This is a genomic window from Halomonas sp. Ps84H-12, from assembly GCF_024124725.1.
In the GTDB taxonomy this organism is placed as follows: Bacteria; Pseudomonadota; Gammaproteobacteria; order Pseudomonadales; family Halomonadaceae; genus Vreelandella; species Vreelandella aquamarina.
This window is the reverse complement of the sequence record NZ_JAMXSJ010000029.1, coordinates 1-19,408: the sequence shown is the minus strand read 5'-3', so window position 1 is coordinate 19,408 and position 19,408 is coordinate 1. Positions and strand designations below refer to the sequence as shown.

Genomic DNA, 19,408 nt, shown 5'->3' with positions numbered 1-19,408 from the left:
TGCGACCCTTAGCAGCGGTAGCTTACGTGGTGGTTATTCAAAAACACGGTTGATAACGACATTGGCGGTAGCGTCTTCGCGAATGGGGCCGACGCTAACGCTCGCCAAATCGCCAAACAGATCCCCAGGCTGCGGCGTGGCCTGCCCAGATTCCGAGACACGCACCACCAGGCGCGCTTCACGCACCTGGGAGATTTGCGCTTGCGGCGACATGGCGGCGGTGTCGTCCAGCACCACGGTCATCGGCAGATCGGCAACCTGCGCGCGGATCACTGCCAGCGGCGGCAGCTCGCCGTCGATGTCCCGTGCGGTAATGAACACCGTCGCATCGTCGCTGACACGGTCTGCCAGCGCCTCATCCAGCGAGACGCTCACCCGCACGCCTTGGCCCTGAGCGGCGGCAGATGGCTCCGGTGCGACACCCATGCGCTCTTGGGCCACACGGATACCATCACGCAGGGAAGCAGCCGTCTCTGGGTCTGAAATATTGGCAACGGCACGGCGCCAACGGTCGACGGCCGTTTCATAATCACCGTTATCGAAGGCGTGAATGCCCAGAAGCCCCAACACGGTGGGCTGACGGGGGTCTAGCTCAAGCGTTTCATCGACCAGCGCCTGTACCTCGGGCGTTAACTCCCGCTCGGCCATGAAGAAGCGGAGCTGCGCCAACTGAGCGAGCAGCGGCGGAATGCGCCCTTCGATGGCGATCAAGCGCTCCAGCGCATCGACTGCTTTGTCAGGCTGACCGGTATCCCGGTAGAGTCGAAACAGCGAGCTCCACACGTTGGGGTTGTTAGGCTGGCGCTCGGCTTCGGCCTCCATGCGCTCCAGGAACATCATCAACGAGCCTTCCGGGTCGTTTCTGATCTCTTCTTGAATCGCGTAGAGCGTCAGGTCTCCTTCGGCACCGTTTTGCTGATACCAAAACGTACTGGCACCCACCACCGCTACCATGACCAGCGGCACCACCAGCCGTCCAGCGCTCGCAGCTTTCAGTGGCCGCTTGGCCTGAGTGGCAGTATCTTCCAGCAGGCTGCGCTCTAGCTCTAGGCGATCTTCATTAAAACGAGCGTCGTCGATGTCGCCACGCTCGCATGCCGCTTCCAGGGACGCCATGCGCCGCTGGAAAATCGCCACGTTCTGCTCGGCAGACGTATCGTTGGCTTCAAAGTGATCTAGCTGGTCGCGCAGAACGCGGGCACCGCGCATGGGGGCAATCAGCAGCCATAGAGCAGGCAATAACAGTAGTGCAATCGCTATCCAGAGCGGTGTCATGAAGACCTCTCGCGGTTGATCAGAGCATCCAAGCGGGCGCGTTCTTCTGCGCTCAACGCTTTCGCAGATGCATTGCGGCGGGCGCGTACCATCAGCACGACGACCAGCATGCCTAGCACCACCAACCCAATGGGTAGCCCCCACAGCAGGTAGGTGCGGTTTTCCAGGCGCGGGTTGTAGAGGATGTACTCCCCAAAGCGCTGCACCATGTGGTTGATGATTTCGATATCCGACTGACCATCTTGAAGCAGCTGATAGACCCGCTCGCGCATATCACCAGAGATCGGCGCGTCCGAGTCATCGATAGCCTGGTTTTCGCATAACGGGCAGCGCATGGAGGCCGTGAGGTCACGGTAGCGCTGCTCCATCACCGGGTCGTCGAACTCGCGAACTTCAATGCCTGCCGCCACGACACTGCCCGCCAGTGCCAGCAGCATCACGGCGAAGATCCCACGCATTAACGCCATTTTTCTACCTCCGGCAGGATGCGTTCACGAACGTCTTCAGGTGACACGTAGCCTTTATGGTGGTAGCGAATCACTCCATCGGCATCCACCAAGAACGTTTCCGGTGCGCCGTAAACGCCAAGATCAAAGCCCAGGCTGCCTTCAGGGTCGAAAACATTCACTTCAAAGGGGTCGCCAAACTCGCTTAAAAACTCTAAGCCTTTCTCGCGGGTATCTCGGTAGTTGATGCCCACCATACGGATGCCGTTATCAGCGAGTTCTAACAGCTGCGGCATTTCCTGCTTGCAGGCGGGACACCATTCGCCCCATACGTTGACGAGCGTGACCTCCCCTGTCAGCAGCGATTGATCCACCTGACGGTTGGCATCCCGCAACGTGGAGGCTTCGAACGCAGGAAAATCCCGCGCCATCAGCGCTGAGTCTCGCTGTGAAGGGTCGCGCCCCAGCCCTTGATAGAGAAACAGCGCGATGCCCACAAAACCGATGGGTAAAAGAAGCAACAGCAGGCGGCGTGTCATACCGTGGCCTCCTGTGACGGAGATTGATTAATACGTGAGGATGCAGGTTGGCGCGCGGCTGCGCGGCGGTAGCGCTTATCCGCTACGGCCAAGATGCCGCCGAAGGCCATGAGCAGGCCGCCTAACCACAGCCAGCGCACAAACGGCTTGTACTGGACGCGCATGGCATAGCTGCCGTCGCCCAGGTCTTCACCCATGGCCACATAGAGGTCGCGGAACAAACCAGGGCGCAGCGCAACTTGGGTCATGGGCATGCCGGTGGCGAGGTAAAGGCGCTTCTCGGGGCGCATCACGAAGCTGCGTCCCTCGTCTCCGCGCTGTACCTGAATGATCGAAGTATCGGCCAGGAAGTTGGGGCCACGTCGGTTGGTGAGTTCCGTCATGGTGAACTGATAGCCCGCCACTTCCACGGTGGTGCCCGGCGACATGCGCACGTTGCGTTCGATGTTGTAGTTCGAAACGACGGCAACGCCCACGATGGTCACCGCAATGCCCACGTGGCCCAGCACCATTCCCCAATAAGAGAGCGAGAGCTTGCGCAGCCCGGCGACAAACGAGCTGGCGTGACGGGTCTTGTCGAACAGGTCGCGCACCATGGGCAGCACGATCCATAGCGCCGACACGATTCCCAATGACACCCACAAATTCCATTCGCCGCCGTAGACCAACGGCATGGCTACACCCAGCACAATGGCAGCTGCCGCCGCGAGACCTAGCTTACGCCACAGCTCACGACCACTCATGCTTTTCCAACGCGCCACCGGCCCCAAGCCCATGAAGACACACATCACCACGGTGAGCGGTACGAACAGCGCATTGAAGTAAGGCGGGCCTACGCTGATTTTACCCAGCCCCAAAGAGTCCAGAATCAGCGGGTATACGGTGCCCAGCAGCACCGTCACGGTCATGATGACCAGCAGGATGTTGTTGATCAGCAGCAGGGAGTCCCGCGAAAGCCAGTTGAACCCCACTTTATGGCTGACGCGCGGTGCACGCAGTGCAAACACCAGCAGCGATAGCGTGACGGTGATCGCCAGCAGCATCAGGATGAAGAAGCCACGCGAGGGATCGTTGGCAAAGGCGTGAACCGACGTCAGTACCCCCGAGCGTACCAGGAAGGTGCCCATCAGCGACAGCGAGAACGTCGAGATCGCCAACAACACCGTCCAGCTCTTGAACGAGCCGCGCTTTTCGGTCACCGCCAGCGAGTGCACCAGCGCCGTGCCGGTAAGCCAAGGCAGCAGCGAGGCGTTCTCTACTGGATCCCAGAACCACCAGCCGCCCCAACCTAGTTCGTAATAGGCCCACCAGCTACCTAGCGCGATCCCGACCGTCAAAAATGCCCAGGCCACGTTGGTCCAGGGCCGTGCCCAGCGGGTCCAGGCAGCGTCCAGGCGCCCGCCCAACAGCGCAGCGATGGCGAAGGCAAACACTACCGAGAAACCTACGTAACCCATATAGAGCATCGGCGGGTGCACGATCAGGCCAAAGTCCTGTAGCAGCGGATTCAAGTCGGCGCCATCTTGCGGCATGTTCGGCAGCAAGCGCTCGAAGGGGTTGGAGGTCATCAAAATGAAGAGCAAGAAGCCCACACACACCATGCCCATGATGCCCTGCACTCTGGCCACCATGTCGCGGGGCAAGTCGCCCGAGAAGACCGATGCCGCGAATCCCCAACCCGCCAGCATCAAGCTCCATAGCAGCACCGAGCCTTCATGGTTACCCCACACGGCGCTGAATTTGTAGTACCAGGGCAGCAGAGAGTTGGAGTTGTTAGCGACATTAGCCACGCTGAAATCGTCCAGCATGTAGCTGGCGGTCAAGCAGAGGTAGGCAATGGTCACAAACAGGAATTGGCCGATGGCCATGGGACGACCATAGGCCATCCACAGCGGGCGACGCGTGGCAGCCCCGGCAAGCGGCATCACCGCCTGAACCACCGCCATGAGTAGCGCGATGACCAGGGCAAAGTGGCCGATTTCAGGAATGATCTTAATCAACATGGGTGCTCCGAATTAGCATCAGGCTTTATCGCACAGCGTGCGTGCAGTCGTTAATAGTCGCTTCCTTCTGGGGAGCCTTCCTGCTCTAGGCGCTTGCCCACTTCGGCAGCTTTCGCTTGAAAGTCTGCCGGGGAGTAGCCTGCTTCTTCCAATGCCTGCGCCACTTCGGGCGGCATGTAGTTTTCATCGTGGCGTGCCAACACCTTATCGGCGTAGAGTCGGCCATCGGCCTGCAGTTCGCCGACCACCACCACGCCCTGCCCTTCACGGAATAGGTCCGGCAGAATACCGCTGTAGTAGACCTCTAGATCATCCACGTAGTCAGTCACTACGAACTCAACATCGAGGCTTTCCGGGTCGCGGGACACAGAGCCCTCTTTGACCATGCCCCCCGCGCGAATTTGGCGCTCCATGGGGGCATCGCCTTGGGCAATTTGTACCGGGCTGAAAAACAGATTGATGTTGGCGCGCAGCGCATACAGGGTGAGCCCCACCGCAATGGCGGTGAGCGACAATAGCCCTAAGATAACAAACAGCTTCTGTTTACGTTTAGGCGTCATAGTGAACGTCCTTCTGAGCAGAGTTAACTGGCTCTTGCAGGGGCTGCGCGTGCGATGGCTGAGCGTTGCGCTGGGCATTTTCACGACGCGCCCGGCGCTTTACCACGTTGAGTAGCTGGCGGCGCTCCTGACGTGCGTGCCACACGATCATTAGCATCAACAGCGCAGTAACTCCCCAGGCAGCCCACACGTAGACCGCGTGACCGCCCATGGCAAAAAATTCGTTTAGCGAGGAAAAGGCCATTAGTTCGTCTCCTCGGCAAGCTCGCGCACCCAGCGCTTATTGGCTTCACGACGCAGAATTTCGCTACGCGTGCGCATCAGTGTGAGCGCAATGAAAAAACTGTAAAAGCCCAACACCATGATGAGCAGCGGCGCCCACATATCCATGGTCATGGCAGCGCGGCCGGTAATCGTAAAGGTGGCGGGCTGGTGAAGGGTGTACCACCAATCCACTGAGTACTTAATAATCGGAATGTTGATCACGCCCACCATCGCTAGCACCGACGCGGCACGGGAACCGCTATCGCGGCTGCTAAACGCACCGCGCAAGGCAATTACGCCCAGGTAGAGAAACAGCAGAATCAGCATGGAGGTAAGCCGTGCATCCCACATCCACCAGGTTCCCCAGGTGGGCACGCCCCATACTGCGCCCGAAAAAAGCGCTACGAAGGTCATCGCGGCACCCAGCGGGGCCATCACGGTGGCGACCATATCCGCCACTTTGATCTTCCAGACCATGAATACCAGCCCGGAGACCGCCATGGAGACAAAGATGGATTGGGCTAGGAATGCGGCGGGTACGTGGACATAAATGATGCGAAAACTATTGCCCTGTTGATAGTCCGCAGGCGCAAAGGCCAACCCCCAGACGGTGCCTACCAGCAGCAGTAGCGTCGCCGCCACCCAAAAAAGTGGCTGCAGCTTGGCGCTAATGGCATAGAACCACTTGGGTGATCTTAGTTTGTTGATAAAGGCCCACATGGTGTTCCCGTCCTCTAACCGTTAATGCTGATGCGCAGCGATGCCGCAATGGCCCAGGGAGCCAACATCAGCGCCAGCGCTAACAGTGCGCCTAAAATCGCCAGATGCGCGGCAATACCCTCGCCAAAAATAGCGGCTTGTACGGCACCTGCGCCGAAAATTAGTACTGGTATATAGAGCGGCAGCACCAGCAGCGAGAGCAGCACACCGCCACGGGCCAGCCCTACTGTTAGCGCCGCTCCGATCGCCCCAATTAAGCTCAAGCTGGCCGTACCGAGTGCCAACGACAGCGCTAGCACGGCGTAGCTTCCCGCTGGAAGCGACAGCATGATGCCCAGCAGCGGTGCCATCAGTGCCAGCGGCAGCCCCGTCAGCAACCAATGTACCGCCACTTTTGCCAACCCCAGCGCCGCCAGCGGCTGGGGTGCCAGTAATAGTTGTTCCAGGCTGCCATCGTCGTAGTCGCTGCGAAACAGGCTATCCAGCGAAAGCAGTGCCGCGAGCAGTGCGGCCACCCATAAAAGCCCTGGCGCAATGCTTGCCAACAGCTCTGGATCCGGTGAAATACCAATGGGAAACAGGGTAATCACCAGCGCAAAGAACACCAGCGGATTGAGCACTTCGCCACGACGGCGCAGCATCAGGGTGAGGTCGCGTTTGAGGGTTGCCTTTATGGCCACCAGCAGACCGCCCTGGGGAGCATGGATAGCCACCTCTGGGGTGCTCAGTTGAGCGTGTGAACGTTGCAACGCTGTCTCCTTCTTACCCCAGCTGAATGCGCCTAAGCACAGGTGACTCGGTCAATGCGTGGTGAGTAGTGACCAGAACGCAGCCGCCAGACTGCGCATGCGCCACCAGCTGCGCCTCTAGCGCCGCCACCCCTTGGCGATCAATCGCGGTGAAAGGCTCGTCGAGCACCCACAGCGCCCGCTGGGTCAGGGTCAGGCGTGCCAGCGCCACGCGCCGCTGCTGCCCGGCGGAAAGCTGGCCGGCAGGAACATCTTCAAACCCCGCCAACCCAACGGCAGCCAACGCTGCCTCACGTGCAGGCTCGCTGCCCTTTTCTCCGCTAAGCGCCTGATACCAAGCTAGATTTTCCAGCGGTGACAGGCCTGCTTTCACGCCTGGGGCATGACCTAAATAGAGTAAATTGGCGAGAAAATGTTCACGGGCTTGGCGCATGGGTTCGCCATTCCAGTAAAGCTCGCCACGGTAATCGGTTAATTGCCCGGAGAGTATTTTCAGCAGCGTTGTCTTGCCGCTGCCGTTGGGGCCTTCAATGCGCACGATCTCACCGCTTTGGATATCGAGATCGAGCCCTTCAAACAGCCAACGGTCGTCGCGTTCACAGGCCAATTGTCGGGCTTGCAGGCACAGGCTCAAAAGACACTCCAGGCACGTTGATTTTGGGTCGAACTCTACACGGAAAGGCCCTTTCTCGCCAGTCACGCTCTGCGGTCTTGGGTCGCAGCGTGACCTGTCTCAATTTCCGCGTAAGAAACCCAGGTGTGAGACAGCACTAGCACTGTATGCAAAAACAGGCTTATACTGTAACAACTGTATAAATAGACACCACAGAATAAAACTACAGCTATCGACTCAATCAAACGCCTTGGCAACGGGCGCTGCATGGGAGAACACACTATGACGATTTGCCTATCCCCTCAGGTAACGTCTCACGTACCTTCTTACGTACCCTCTCAGACGCTGTCTCAACCGGTAGCGCCATCGACGCCTACCCCACTAGCGTCTCGCAGCGCCTCATCACATGCGCGCCAAGCGTGCACACCCCCTCGCGTCACACGTCGCAACACCTACGCCCTGCGTATTCGCGGCGATCGCATGCGCGACTGCAACCTCTTCGACGGCGATGTCATCATCATTCATCGCCACCAGCACGACGCTCATCAAGAAACCGTCGTAGCAACGATTAACCAGCGGGAAGTGGCGCTGAAGCAGCTCTCTATCAGCCGTTTAGGCATTCATTTATGGCCCGAAGATGCAGCGATGTCCGAAGTCTTCCTGCATAATTGTGATATCCAGGTGCTGGGCATGGTAATGGGCGTAGCCCACCACGCAACGGAAACCCGGCACCATTAACGTTATCCACCCTGCTGGGAGTACTATTTGCGCTATCGAGTCCCTGATTTAGCCCCTGAGACATGGCACACCGCCGAGATTGACGTTGAAAAGAGTCAGTTCTTGGCCTGGGTGTGCCACGCTCCTACCACCGACGCCTTCGACGCGCTGCTTCAAGCGGCCAAAGCTGCCCACCCGAATGCCAGCCATCACTGCACTGCGTTTATCGCCGGACCTCCTGGAGAGCAAACGCATATTGGCTTTTCCGACGACGGCGAGCCCGGCGGAACCGCAGGCCGTCCGATGTTCCAGGCGTTGCAGGGCAGCCAGATTGGCGAAATTGGTTGCGTGGTGATTCGCTACTTTGGCGGCACCAAGTTAGGTACCGGAGGTTTGGCACGCGCTTATGCGCAGGCGGTCAATGCCGGGCTGGAAACGCTGCCCACCCGGGAAGTCGTCGAGCGGGATAGCTATTTATTAAAGGTCCGCTTCGCCCACGAAGCGCAAGCCCGCGCTTGGTGCGACGAGCAGGCACTGCCCGTGCAACAGGCGGAGTACGATGGCAACGGAGTGAGCTTAACCATTGGCTGGCCACGCGATGTCGAGCTGGATATCAGCGGACTGGAAAACCGCCTTAAAACATCCATTGAGCTACAGCGAACATAAAAAAACGCGGCTTACACGAGCGCTTGCTCGGTAAGCCGCGTTCTATAGCGGCAGACGTGCTGTCTAACTAGCCGCTTAGCCCAGGTACTTGATCATCACACCGGCAGCCACTGCCGAACCAATGACCCCAGCAACGTTCGGCCCCATGGCGTGCATCAGTAGGAAGTTATGCGGGTTCGCTTCCAGACCCACCTTATTCGCCACACGCGCCGCCATCGGCACGGCAGACACACCCGCCGCGCCAATCAGCGGGTTGATGGGCATTTTGCTGACTAGGTTCATCAGCTTGGCCATCAATACGCCAGCGGCGGTGCCGATGCCGAAGGCTACGATCCCCAGTCCCAGAATACCCAGGGTTTCAAACGCCAGGAAGCTATCGGCCATCAGTTTCGAGCCCACAGAGAGCCCGAGGATGATCGTCACGATATTGATCAGCGCGTTTTGCGCGGTATCGGAAAGGCGCTCAACCACACCGCACTCGCGCATCAGGTTACCAAAGCAGAACATGCCTAGCAGAGGTGCCGCGTCCGGTAGAAACAGCGCCACAGCGATCAACAGCATCAGCGGGAAGACCACTTTTTCGAGCTTGGAGACCGGACGCAGCTGCGTCATGGTGATCTTGCGCTCTTTTTCAGTGGTCAGAAGGCGCATGATCGGCGGTTGGATCAATGGCACCAGCGCCATATAGGCATAGGCGGCCACGGCAATCGCCCCCAGCAGCTCCGGCGCAAGTACGCTGGACACATAGATAGAGGTCGGGCCATCTGCCCCGCCGATAATACCAATCGCTGCCGCCTGATTGAGCGAGAAATCCATGATGCCCATGGAGGTCAGCAGCACCGCCCCAAACAGCGTGGCAAAGATACCGAACTGCGCCGCCGCCCCTAAAAACAGCGTACGCGGATTGGCCAGCAGCGGGCCAAAATCGGTCATCGCCCCTACGCCCATGAAGATCAGTAGCGGCGCGATACCAGAACCAATGGCAACCTTGTAGAAGTTATACAGCATGCCGTCGCTGTAGCCGACGCTCACTGCAATATCTTTCGCGGCGCGCAGCTGATCCGGCGCCGCCGAATCATGGGCAATCGCTTTCAGCGTCTCGCGCCAACCCTCTACCCCAGTCAGCGGATCTAGCGTCGCGCCCAACGCTGTAGCCATTTGCTGCAGCACGGCGGGCTTGGCGACTTCAATCGCTTGATCCAGCGCTGAAATCGCCAAGCCTGCCTCAGGAATATTGGCAAGAATACCGCCAAACCCGATTGGCACCAGCAGCAGGGGCTCAAACTTCTTGTAGATCGCCAGGTAGAGCAACCCAAGCCCTACCAGGATCATAACCGCTTGGCCCAGCTCCAGATTATAGAGCCCGGAGCCTTCCCATAAGGTAATTAATTTATCCATTCCCGAGTTGCCCTTAAAGCTCAATCAGTGCATCGCCAACAGCGACGCTATCGCCTTCGCTGACGTTGACTTTCGATACCGTACCGGCACTGCTGGCACGCACTTCGGTTTCCATCTTCATGGCTTCCAGGATAATCACCACATCGCCTTCGGCCACTTGGTCGCCTGGGCGTACATTCACCTTGAAGATGTTACCGGCCAGCGGCGCATCGATGCTTTCACCGCTGGGCGCTGGGGCGGCGGCCTCAGACTGTGCAGCAGGCTGCTCCTGAATATCGCCAATCTCGCCACCTTCCGACACCTCGACCACGTAAGCCTTACCGTTGAGCTTCACGGTGTAGGTTTCCGGACCACCGGCAGGCGCAGGTGCTGCTGCGGGAGCCTCTGCCTTAGCTGGGGCGGCTGCCTGAGGCGCTTCGGGCGCAGGCTCAAAGGCGTCTTTATTGTCGCGGTTTTTGAGGAATTTCAGGCCAATCTGCGGGAACAGCGCATAGGTCAGCACGTCATCCACTTCCCGCTCGCCCTCGGCAAGGCGAATGCTATCGGCGCTGGCTTTCTCTTTCAGCTCGGCCGCGAGCTTGTCCATTTCTGGAGAGAGGTTATCTGCCGGGCGGCAAGTAATCGGCTCGCCGCCTTCCAGTACACGCTTTTGCAATTCGGCATTGAATGGTGCCGGGGCAGAGCCGTATTCGCCCTTCAGCAGCGCCTGCACTTCTTTAGAGATCGACTTGTAGCGCTCGCCCATCATGACGTTCATGACCGCCTGAGTGCCCACAATCTGTGAGGTGGGCGTCACCAACGGAATAAAGCCGAGGTCTTCGCGTACGCGGGGGATTTCGCTCAGCACGTCATCCAGCTTGTCGCCAGCGCCCTGCTCTTTTAGCTGGCTTTCCATGTTGGTGAGCATGCCGCCCGGGACCTGGGCCACCAGAATGCGCGAATCGATGCCGCGCAGCGAACCTTCAAAAGAAGCGTACTTTTTGCGCACTTCACGGAAGTAGCCCGCGATATCTTCCAGCAACTCCAGGTCCAGCCCAGTGTCGCGGTCAGTATCTTTGAGCATGGCAACCACGGATTCAGTCGGGCTGTGGCCATAGGTCATCGACATGGAGGAGATCGCCGTATCGACGTTATCAACCCCCGCTTCGACCGCTTTCAGGATGGTCGACGTGGATAAGCCGGTCGTCGCATGGCAGTGCAAATGCACCGGAATGGAGAGCTCTTTTTTCAGCCGTGAGACCAAATCGTAAGCGGTATACGGCGTGAGTAGCCCCGCCATATCCTTGATAGCCAGAGAATCTGCGCCCATTGCAGCAATGGTTTTGGCAAGATCTACCCAGCTATCCAGGGTATGTACCGGACTCACCGTGTAGGAAATGGTGCCCTGTGCATGGCCACCGACTTGGCGAACCGCTTTGATGGCGCGCTCCAGGTTGCGCGGGTCGTTCATAGCGTCAAACACGCGGAACACGTCAACGCCGTTGGTTTTAGCGCGCTCGACGAATTTATCAACTACGTCATCGGCGTAGTGGCGGTAACCCAGCAGGTTTTGGCCGCGCAGCAGCATTGCCTGAGGTGTGTTCGGCATCGCCTCTTTAAGGGCACGAATACGCTCCCACGGGTCTTCACCTAAATAGCGGATACACGCATCAAACGTTGCTCCACCCCAGGTTTCCAGAGACCAGTAGCCGACTTTATCCAGCTTTTCGGCGATGGGCAGCATGTCATCTAGGCGCAGGCGCGTAGCAAACAACGATTGGTGCGCATCGCGCAGGACAACATCGGTGATTCCCAGAGGACGTTTTATTTCGTTCATGGTCGTGGCTCACAGTTTAGCGTTATGGATGTAGTAAATTTAACAAAAAAACAGCCATTAGGGCGAAATAGGCACACAAAAGCGTGCGTCTTACGGACGGCGGGACGAGCGGTAACGATGCACTGCAGCACTGATCACCGCGGCAACTTCGTCATTTTGGCCGTTACTGGCGGGTGTTTTTGCACTATTTCGACCCGCTGGCGCTGCCACTGGAGCAGGCTGAAAGCGGTCGATCAACTTCGACATCAGCGTAACGCTAATGACCAAAATAGTAAGAAAAACAAAAACAAAGCCCATACCAAGGCCCATTAGAGCGAGCCCCTCTTGGAGTAACTCCGACCCCTGCATAGCGTGCTCTCCTTGTTTTATAGGGTTATTGGCACGCCAAACGCCTCTAACGGCGCTTGGCGCAATAAGGGTAATACACTAACCTGCCACATTCAGGATAGAATGCAATCGCGCCATAGTGGAAGTCATGGTTGTTAATTTACTACATAAAGGCAAGATCGGTCTTGCACCGATGGAAGGCGTTATCGATGCGCTCACCCGCGATCTACTGACTCGTCAGGCCGGTTTCGACTGGACGGTGACGGAGTTTGTCAGGGTAGTGGATACCCGCCTTCCCCCACGGGTGTTTTACAAACACTGCCCCGAACTCACCGGCCGCCCGGTAGCGACGCCTAGCGGCGTACCCGTCCATCTACAGCTACTCGGCTCCGCCCCTAGGGCACTAGCCGAAAATGCCCGCCAGGCGCTAGCCCTTGGGGCCATTAGCGTGGATCTCAACTTTGGCTGCCCAGCCAAGCTGGTGAACCGCCACGACGGCGGCGCATCGCTACTGCGCCAGCCCGACCGTGTCTATCAGGCCGTCAAAGCGGTCGCAGAGGCGCTAGACGGCGCAATTCCGGTGACCGCGAAGATTCGCCTGGGATTTGCCAATCGCCGCTTGGCGGTGGCCTGTGCGCAGGCGACGGAAGCAGGCGGCGCAGCGCGCTTGGTCGTACATGGCCGGACACGGGACGAGGGATATCGCCCACCCGCTCACTGGGAGTGGATTGGCAAAGTGCGCCACCACCTCTCGATCCCCGTGGTGGCCAATGGCGATATCTGGACGCTTGAGGATTACTGGAAGGCACGCACGCTCTCCGGCTGCTGCGATGTGATGCTCGGACGCAGCGCGCTGGCTGACCCCTGGCTGGCACCTCGGATTCGCCACTGGCAACAAACCGGCGAACGTTTGGCGGAAACCACTTGGGAAATGCGCGCCAGCGTACTGCAAGAGTACGCCGCGCTCCAGCGCCAACACCTTCCTGACCGCGTGGTCGTGTCGCTGGTGAAGCAGTGGCTTGCACAAATGCGCCAGGGCAATGCCGAAGCTAACCAGCATTTTCAGCGTCTGAAGCGCCTGACCGACTTGGACGCACTTCTCGGCAGCCTTACCCCTAGCGCAAGCGCCCTCGCCGCCTGCGAACCCGCCTAAGCCGGGCGCAGTGCCTGAACCAGCCGCCGTTGAACCTGCCGATAAAGCGCCTATCGAGGCGCTTTTTTTCGACCCATACGCGGGTTCGACCCACCTCATTTCCTACGAGCCAAAAAAAAGCGCCCTTCCGCAAAGTTGCGGGGGCGCTTTACACGATCGCAAGACTAACGCGCGAGCCACGTTAGTCAGGCTAGAAAACAGAAAACCCGCTCTCATTAAAGAGCGGGTTTTGAAATCTGGCGCGCCCGGGAGGATTCGAACCTCCGACCACCTGATTCGTAGTCAGGTACTCTATCCAGCTGAGCTACGGGCGCTTTTCAGTCATTGCCTAATTCATCAAGCAATGAAATCAGTGTAACATCAAGCACTTAGCTTTGCAACTTGGCGCGCCCGGGAGGATTCGAACCTCCGACCACCTGATTCGTAGTCAAGTACTCTATCCAGCTGAGCTACGGGCGCGTATCAAATTACGATGTTACATCATGCAGTTGGCGGAGAGAGAGGGATTCGAACCCTCGATAGGGCTATAAACCCTATACTCCCTTAGCAGGGGAGCGCCTTCAGCCACTCGGCCACCTCTCCTCAACGGCACGGCGCGAATATTACCGATTTTGATGACTGGTGTCCAGTCTTATTCCGATTTTTTTCGCGCTGGCCTAAAATCACCGCTTAAACGCCCTTTAATGAGCGTAACACGGGCGGCCATTTATTCTGATTCGCTTTCACTATTACGTTCACGCTGAATGCGCTGATAGATCTCTTCACGGTGAACCGCGACATCTTTTGGTGCGTTCACACCAATGCGCACTTGATTACCTTTCACACCTAATACTGTGACGGTAATTTCATCACCGATCATCAGCGTTTCGCCAACGCGGCGGGTTAGGATGAGCATGGCTGATCTCCTTCTCAGACGTTTTATACAACGGGATGTGTCCGCCAGCGGCGTCACCATGCCATTATGCGGCATGGTGACGCCTGCCACCAAAGGCTTTGGCCCCTATGACACCTTACCCTCCCGTTGAAAGAAAGCTCACCACCACACGGCAGCGAGTAACTTCAGCGTAGAAGGTTTAGGCCACAATTGTTATTCAGATTCGATATCGGACTTATCGAGACCAAACGCTTTGTGTAAGGCGTTAACTGCAAGCTCCATATGTTTTTCGTCAATTACGACAGAAATTTTAATTTCTGAAGTAGAGACCATACGGATATTAACGTTTTCATCGGCCAATACGCGGAACATTTTAGAGGCAACACCCGCATGAGAGCGCATGCCAACGCCGACCAGCGACACTTTGGCAATGTTGTCATCGCCGCGCAGCTCACCGCCGCCCAGGTCAGGAATAACGGTCTCTTCTAGCAGCTTTTTGGTGGCTTTATAGTCACCTTTTGCCACGGTGAAGGTGAAGTCGGTGTAATCGCCAGCTGGTGCAACGTTCTGGACGATCATATCTACTTCAATATTCGCGTCGGCAATCGGCCCCAAAATACGTGAAGCCACACCAGGTACATCCGGCGTATTCAGCAGGGTGAGTTTGGCTTCGTTCTTGGTAAACGCGATACCGGAGATTAGCGGTTCTTCCATAGAATCCTCGTCTTGGTCTGAATCTGCAACAATCAGGGTGCCAGGGCCGTCTTCAAAGCTAGACAGTACCCGCAGCGGCACGTTGTATTTACCGGCGAATTCAACAGCGCGAATTTGCAGCACTTTGGAGCCCAAACTAGCGAGTTCGAGCATTTCTTCTACGGTGATGCTTTCAAGGCGCTGCGCTTTGGAACATACACGGGGGTCCGTGGTGTAAACACCGTCTACGTCGGTATAGATTTGGCACTCATCAGCCCCCAAGGCGGCAGCAAGCGCCACGCCGGTGGTATCAGAGCCGCCACGCCCCAGCGTGGTGATATTGCCGTCTTCGTCTACGCCTTGGAAACCAGCGACCACCACGACCTTCCCTGCATCCAGGTCAGATTTGAGATCGTCAGTTTCAATACGCTGAATACGCGCCTTGGTGTAGGCGCTGTCGGTATGAATCCCTACCTGGGCACCCGTGTGCGAGGTCGCCGACACGCCAATTTGCTGTAGCGCCATGGCCAGTAGGGAAATGGTCACCTGCTCCCCTGTTGAGAGCAACATATCCATTTCACGCGGGGCGGGATCCTCGTTCAGAGCATGGGCCATTTCGGTCAGGCGGTTGGTCTCGCCGCTCATCGCGGAGACAACAACCACTACCTGATGGCCCTGGTCGCGAAAGCCTTTAACTTTTTCCGCCACGGCCTTGATACGGTCGACAGAGCCCACCGAAGTGCCGCCGAACTTCTGTACGTATAGTGCCATATGCCGTTTTTCCTTTACGTTCGGGAATGGAGGGTGAATATTATTGTTGCCAGCTTTCCTAACTAGCAAAAAGGCCGGTAGCAAATAATGCCACCGGCCTCTCTATTTAGCGAAGTGTGTTTTCCAACCAAGCCGGGACACTGTTCAACGCATCCGGCAGCGCATCGGGCTGACTGCCGCCTGCTTGAGCCATATCAGGGCGCCCACCCCCTTTGCCACCCACTTGGGAGGCCACATGATTAACCAGCTCGCCCGCTTTAACACGGCCAGTTAAATCAGAAGTGACCCCAGCAATCAGGCTGACTTTACCAGCGGCCTTGTCAGCAGTGGCTAGCATAATCACGCCAGAGCCTAGCTTGTTTTTCAGCTGATCCAATACGCCGCGCAGATCTTTACCAGACACGCCATCCAACTCAGTTACCAGCAGCTTCACGCCGCCCACTTCCTGCACTTGGCTGAGCATATCGCTACCCGCCGCGCTCGCCAGCTTCGCTTTGAGCTGCTCGAGCTCTTTTTCCAGGCTGCGGTTGCGCTCCACCAGCGATTCGACACGCGCTTCCACTTGCTCTGGCTTGGTTTTTAAGCGTTCGCTAATCCGCTGAACGCGGGCTTCTTGCTCACGGAAATACGCCAGTGCGTTTTCGCCGGTAATCGCTTCAATACGACGCACACCCGAGGCAATACCTACTTCGCTGACCACGTGGCAGCAGCCAATGTCGCCACTGCGCTTGACGTGGGTACCGCCGCAAAGCTCGATGGAGAAGTCATCGGCACCGATGGTCAATACGCGCACGTTATCAGCGTATTTGGCTTCGAACAGTGCTGCCGCGCCTTTGGCCTTGGCATCGGCGAGGCTCATCTGCTCGATTTTGGTCGGCGCGTTGGCCAAGATTTGCTCGTTGACGATGCGCTCGACCTCAGCAAGCTGCTCTGCGGTCATCGGTTCGAAGTGGCTAAAGTCAAAACGCAGACGCTCGGCGTTGACCAACGAGCCCTTCTGCTGAACGTGATCGCCCAGCACCATACGCAGTGCTTTGTGCAGCAGGTGGGTCGCGGAGTGGTTACGAATGGTCGCGCTGCGCAGGCTGGCGTCCACTTCACCGCGTACGTTGGCGCCGACACTCAGACTCCCTTCGACCATTACCCCCTGGTGAAGGTGGTGGCCACTCTGTTTCTGGGTATCGTTCACCTGAAAACGACCACCATCGACGTGCAAGTAGCCAGTATCGCCCACCTGGCCGCCGGACTCGCCGTAGAATGGCGTGCGGTCCAGCACCACGGTGCCCTTCTGGCCCGCTTCCAGAGCCGCCAGAGCATTGCCTTCGCTGTCCACTATGGCGGTCACGGTGGCTTGGTCTTCCAGCCGCTCGTAGCCGGTAAACTGGGTTTCGCCGTCCAGTTCGATAGAGGCCGTGTAATCCGCGCCAAACTGGCTGGCGGCACGAGCGCGTTCGCGTTGAGCTTCGAGTTCACGCTGGAAACCGGCTTCATCCAGTGTCACTTCACGTTCTCGGCACACGTCAGCAGTCAAATCGAACGGGAAGCCGTAGGTGTCGTAGAGTTTGAACACGGTTTCGCCGGGCAGCACATCACCTTGCAGCTCTTCGAGCGCCGTGTTCAGCAAGCCCATACCGTGATCCAGCGTCCGCGCAAACTGCTCTTCCTCTTTCAGCAGTACGCGGGCGATCTGCTCGCTGGCCTCGCGCAGCTCGGGGTAGGCACCACCCATTTCGGCATCCAGCGCACTCACCAGCTTGTGGAAGAACGGCTCGGCCGCGCCCAGCTTGTGGCCGTGGCGAATGGCGCGACGAATAATCCGGCGCAGCACGTAGCCGCGGCCTTCATTGGAGGGCAGTACGCCGTCGGCAATCAAGAAAGCACAGGAGCGAATGTGGTCAGCGATGACGCGTAGCGAGGGCGCGGTGGTATCGCTATGTCCCGTGGCGTCTGCTGCCGCCTTAAGAAGATTCTGGAACAGATCAATTTCGTAGTTGGAGTGCACACCCTGCATGACAGCCGCCACACGCTCCAGCCCCATGCCGGTATCGATAGAGGGCTTCGGCAGTGGATTGAGGGTGCCTTGGGCATCGCGCTCGAACTGCATGAAGACGAGGTTCCATATCTCGATGTAGCGGTCGCCATCCTCTTCAGGGCTTCCGGGCGGACCACCCCACACTTCCGGGCCGTGATCGAAAAAGATCTCAGAACTGGGGCCGCAAGGGCCGGTGTCGCCCATTTGCCAGAAGTTGTCCTCGTCCAGCTTGGAGAAACGCTCGGGGTCGATACCGATCTCATCTTTCCAGATGCGCTCGGCTTCGTCGTCGCTGATATGTACGGTGACCCAGAGTTTCTCTTTGGGTAACCCCAGGGTTTCGGTCAAAAATGTCCAGGCAAAGCGGATGGCGTCACGTTTGAAATAGTCGCCAAAGCTGAAGTTGCCCAGCATTTCGAAGAAGGTGTGGTGGCGCGCAGTGTAACCTACGTTGTCCAAGTCATTATGTTTGCCGCCGGCACGCACACAGCGCTGAGCAGAGGTGGCACGCACGTAGGGGCGAGGGTCACGACCCAAAAACACATCTTTGAAAGGCACCATGCCCGCATTAGTGAACAGCAGCGTCGGGTCGTTGCCCGGCACCAGCGAGCTAGACGGAACAGCCGTGTGGCCGTGCTCTTCAAAAAACGTTAAAAAGGCCTGTCTGATCTCTGCGCTTTTCATAGGGTATCCGTAACAAGAAAGCGTGATGCCCCAGGGCGCTGTCGCCGCCACCCGCTGGGGTCGCAAAGGGACCATTATAACGCAGTTGTCAAACGACTAAAGCCGCAGTTAGTGGCAAAACCAAAACAGACGGCCCAAACAGAGAAGAAATAAACAGGAAGAAAGCCGCTGTAAGCTAGGGCAGTAACAGCCCTGAGCGGGGTTATAGACAGCCCTGAGCGGGGCTATAGACAGCCCTGAGCGGGGCTACAAACAGGAAAGAGCATAGCGAATTTGTTCAAAATCAAACCCACGCGCTGCTAAAAAACGCTCGCGCTTGGCACGCTCTTTGGGGGAATCACCCGGAGTGGAAAAACGCCTTTCCAGCGTTTCTCGAGCAAGCTCAAACCAGTCTACCGCTTCACGCTCTTCTACTGCTGCCAACGCGGCGGCCTGAGTTTCCTGGTCAACCCCGCGTTGGCGAAGCTCGCCTTTAATGCGAATTAGGCCCTGCCCTCTGGAAATACGCGAGCGTATAAAGCTCTCGGCAAAGCGTGCATCGGACTGCAGCGACTGCTCGGCCAAGGCGTCTAGGCAAGCAGAGATTTCATCGGCATCAAAAGTTTTTTGCTGTAACTTACGCGCCAGCTCGGCGCGAGAATACTCGCGCCGAGCCAGTAGTTGAATCGCTACTTCACGTGCAGAAGCATCCACATTAGAGGAAAACATCGAGTTTCCCTCTTAGCACATGCAATGGAGGTAGCGGCTTAAAGCAGATCATCATCGCTATCTGTAGCCACATCAGCGGCAGGCGCTTCTTCCTTCTTCGGCTCCGCCTTGGCCAGTAGCTGATCACGAATCTGAGTTTCAATCTCGTTCATGATTTCAGGATGCTCTTCCAGGTACTGCGCCGCATTGGCTTTACCCTGGCCGATCTTGTTGCCTTTATAGCTGTACCAAGCGCCTGCTTTGTCCACTAGGCTGCACTGCACGCCAAGATCGATAACCTCACCCGCGTGGTAGATACCTTTGCCGTAAAGGATCTGGAACTCAGCTTGCCGGAACGGCGGTGCCACCTTGTTTTTGACGACTTTCACGCGGGTTTCGTTACCGGTGACTTCGTCGCCCG

19 protein-coding genes, 3 tRNA genes and 1 pseudogene are annotated in these 19,408 nt (G+C 57.7%); 3 read left to right on the top strand and 20 right to left on the bottom strand.

Annotation, left to right across the window (positions count from 1 at the left end):
- Positions 1–33: 33 nt before the first annotated feature.
- From ccmI to ccmA, 9 genes are read right to left on the bottom strand one after another with little or no spacing between them, the layout of a single operon-like run.
- Positions 34–1,275 (bottom strand): c-type cytochrome biogenesis protein CcmI, encoded by a 1,242-nt coding sequence (gene ccmI, locus NH344_RS13805; RefSeq protein WP_253028019.1) that lies wholly within the window; start codon positions 1,273–1,275, stop codon positions 34–36.
- Entirely contained in the window at positions 1,272–1,742 is a 471-nt protein-coding gene (locus NH344_RS13800; protein ID WP_062372367.1) for a cytochrome c-type biogenesis protein, read from the bottom strand. Before NH344_RS13800 ends, ccmI begins: the two co-directional genes overlap by 4 nt.
- Positions 1,733–2,260 carry a DsbE family thiol:disulfide interchange protein gene (locus NH344_RS13795; RefSeq protein ID WP_058579615.1) on the bottom strand — a complete coding sequence of 176 codons (528 nt, stop codon included), beginning with the start codon at positions 2,258–2,260 and terminating at the stop codon, positions 1,733–1,735. Before NH344_RS13795 ends, NH344_RS13800 begins: the two co-directional genes overlap by 10 nt.
- Positions 2,257–4,263, bottom strand: a complete 2,007-nt coding sequence (locus NH344_RS13790) for a heme lyase CcmF/NrfE family subunit (RefSeq protein WP_253028018.1) — start codon at positions 4,261–4,263, stop codon at positions 2,257–2,259. The genes NH344_RS13795 and NH344_RS13790 overlap by 4 nt, the downstream gene beginning before the upstream one ends.
- Positions 4,264–4,313: 50 nt before the next feature.
- Complete coding sequence (gene ccmE / locus NH344_RS13785) at positions 4,314–4,823, bottom strand: cytochrome c maturation protein CcmE (protein WP_044629992.1); 510 nt, start codon at positions 4,821–4,823, stop codon at positions 4,314–4,316.
- The gene (gene ccmD / locus NH344_RS13780; protein ID WP_153842159.1) at positions 4,813–5,067 is read right to left on the bottom strand and encodes a heme exporter protein CcmD; all 255 of its coding nucleotides are present in this window, start codon (positions 5,065–5,067) and stop codon (positions 4,813–4,815) included. Before ccmD ends, ccmE begins: the two co-directional genes overlap by 11 nt.
- Positions 5,067–5,807 carry a heme ABC transporter permease gene (locus tag NH344_RS13775; RefSeq protein WP_058579617.1) on the bottom strand — a complete coding sequence of 247 codons (741 nt, stop codon included), beginning with the start codon at positions 5,805–5,807 and terminating at the stop codon, positions 5,067–5,069. The genes ccmD and NH344_RS13775 overlap by 1 nt, the downstream gene beginning before the upstream one ends.
- A 14-nt stretch (positions 5,808–5,821) precedes the next feature.
- Complete coding sequence (ccmB, locus tag NH344_RS13770; protein ID WP_054641333.1) at positions 5,822–6,556, bottom strand: heme exporter protein CcmB; 735 nt, start codon at positions 6,554–6,556, stop codon at positions 5,822–5,824.
- Between the two features lie 13 nt (positions 6,557–6,569).
- A complete protein-coding gene (gene ccmA, locus NH344_RS13765; RefSeq protein ID WP_044629996.1) occupies positions 6,570–7,190 on the bottom strand; it encodes a cytochrome c biogenesis heme-transporting ATPase CcmA in 621 nt (206 codons plus the stop codon).
- Between the two features lie 261 nt (positions 7,191–7,451).
- On the opposite strand from ccmA, the gene NH344_RS13760 reads away from it, so the two are divergent.
- Positions 7,452–7,907 carry a S24 family peptidase gene (locus NH344_RS13760; RefSeq protein WP_228169011.1) on the top strand — a complete coding sequence of 152 codons (456 nt, stop codon included), beginning with the start codon at positions 7,452–7,454 and terminating at the stop codon, positions 7,905–7,907.
- Positions 7,908–7,934: 27 nt separating this feature from the next.
- Positions 7,935–8,552 carry a YigZ family protein gene (locus NH344_RS13755; RefSeq protein ID WP_235253677.1) on the top strand — a complete coding sequence of 206 codons (618 nt, stop codon included), beginning with the start codon at positions 7,935–7,937 and terminating at the stop codon, positions 8,550–8,552.
- 75 nt (positions 8,553–8,627) lie between these two features.
- On the opposite strand, the gene NH344_RS13750 is transcribed toward NH344_RS13755, so the two are convergent.
- From NH344_RS13750 to NH344_RS13740, 3 genes are all read right to left on the bottom strand, one after another.
- Positions 8,628–9,950, bottom strand: coding sequence for a sodium ion-translocating decarboxylase subunit beta (locus tag NH344_RS13750; RefSeq protein WP_044629999.1), 1,323 nt, complete (start codon positions 9,948–9,950; stop codon positions 8,628–8,630).
- Positions 9,951–9,963: 13 nt separating this feature from the next.
- Positions 9,964–11,766, bottom strand: a complete 1,803-nt coding sequence (oadA, locus tag NH344_RS13745; protein WP_062361590.1) for a sodium-extruding oxaloacetate decarboxylase subunit alpha — start codon at positions 11,764–11,766, stop codon at positions 9,964–9,966.
- A gap of 90 nt (positions 11,767–11,856) precedes the next feature.
- Entirely contained in the window at positions 11,857–12,114 is a 258-nt protein-coding gene (locus NH344_RS13740) for an OadG family transporter subunit (protein ID WP_044630001.1), read from the bottom strand.
- A gap of 127 nt (positions 12,115–12,241) precedes the next feature.
- On the opposite strand from NH344_RS13740, the gene NH344_RS13735 reads away from it, so the two are divergent.
- Positions 12,242–13,246 (top strand): tRNA-dihydrouridine synthase, encoded by a 1,005-nt coding sequence (locus tag NH344_RS13735; protein ID WP_233420304.1) that lies wholly within the window; start codon positions 12,242–12,244, stop codon positions 13,244–13,246.
- Between the two features lie 237 nt (positions 13,247–13,483).
- Here the strand turns inward: NH344_RS13735 and NH344_RS13730 are convergent.
- From NH344_RS13730 to NH344_RS13695, 8 genes and pseudogenes are all read right to left on the bottom strand, one after another.
- Positions 13,484–13,560: transfer RNA gene (locus NH344_RS13730), tRNA-Arg, on the bottom strand.
- 68 nt (positions 13,561–13,628) lie between these two features.
- A tRNA-Arg gene (locus NH344_RS13725) sits at positions 13,629–13,705 on the bottom strand.
- 30 nt (positions 13,706–13,735) lie between these two features.
- Positions 13,736–13,828, bottom strand: a tRNA-Ser gene (locus NH344_RS13720).
- A gap of 124 nt (positions 13,829–13,952) precedes the next feature.
- On the bottom strand, positions 13,953–14,141 hold the full coding sequence (gene csrA, locus NH344_RS13715) for a carbon storage regulator CsrA (RefSeq protein ID WP_009722197.1): 189 nt from the start codon (positions 14,139–14,141) through the stop codon (positions 13,953–13,955).
- A gap of 192 nt (positions 14,142–14,333) precedes the next feature.
- Positions 14,334–15,584 carry an aspartate kinase gene (locus NH344_RS13710; RefSeq protein WP_044630003.1) on the bottom strand — a complete coding sequence of 417 codons (1,251 nt, stop codon included), beginning with the start codon at positions 15,582–15,584 and terminating at the stop codon, positions 14,334–14,336.
- 106 nt (positions 15,585–15,690) lie between these two features.
- Complete coding sequence (alaS, locus tag NH344_RS13705) at positions 15,691–18,300, bottom strand: alanine--tRNA ligase (RefSeq protein WP_253028017.1); 2,610 nt, start codon at positions 18,298–18,300, stop codon at positions 15,691–15,693.
- Positions 18,301–18,546: 246 nt separating this feature from the next.
- Positions 18,547–19,008, bottom strand: a complete 462-nt coding sequence (locus NH344_RS13700; protein ID WP_044630005.1) for a regulatory protein RecX — start codon at positions 19,006–19,008, stop codon at positions 18,547–18,549.
- A 38-nt stretch (positions 19,009–19,046) separates the two neighbouring features.
- Positions 19,047–19,408: pseudogene (locus NH344_RS13695) on the bottom strand (DNA recombination/repair protein RecA); the annotation flags it as partial.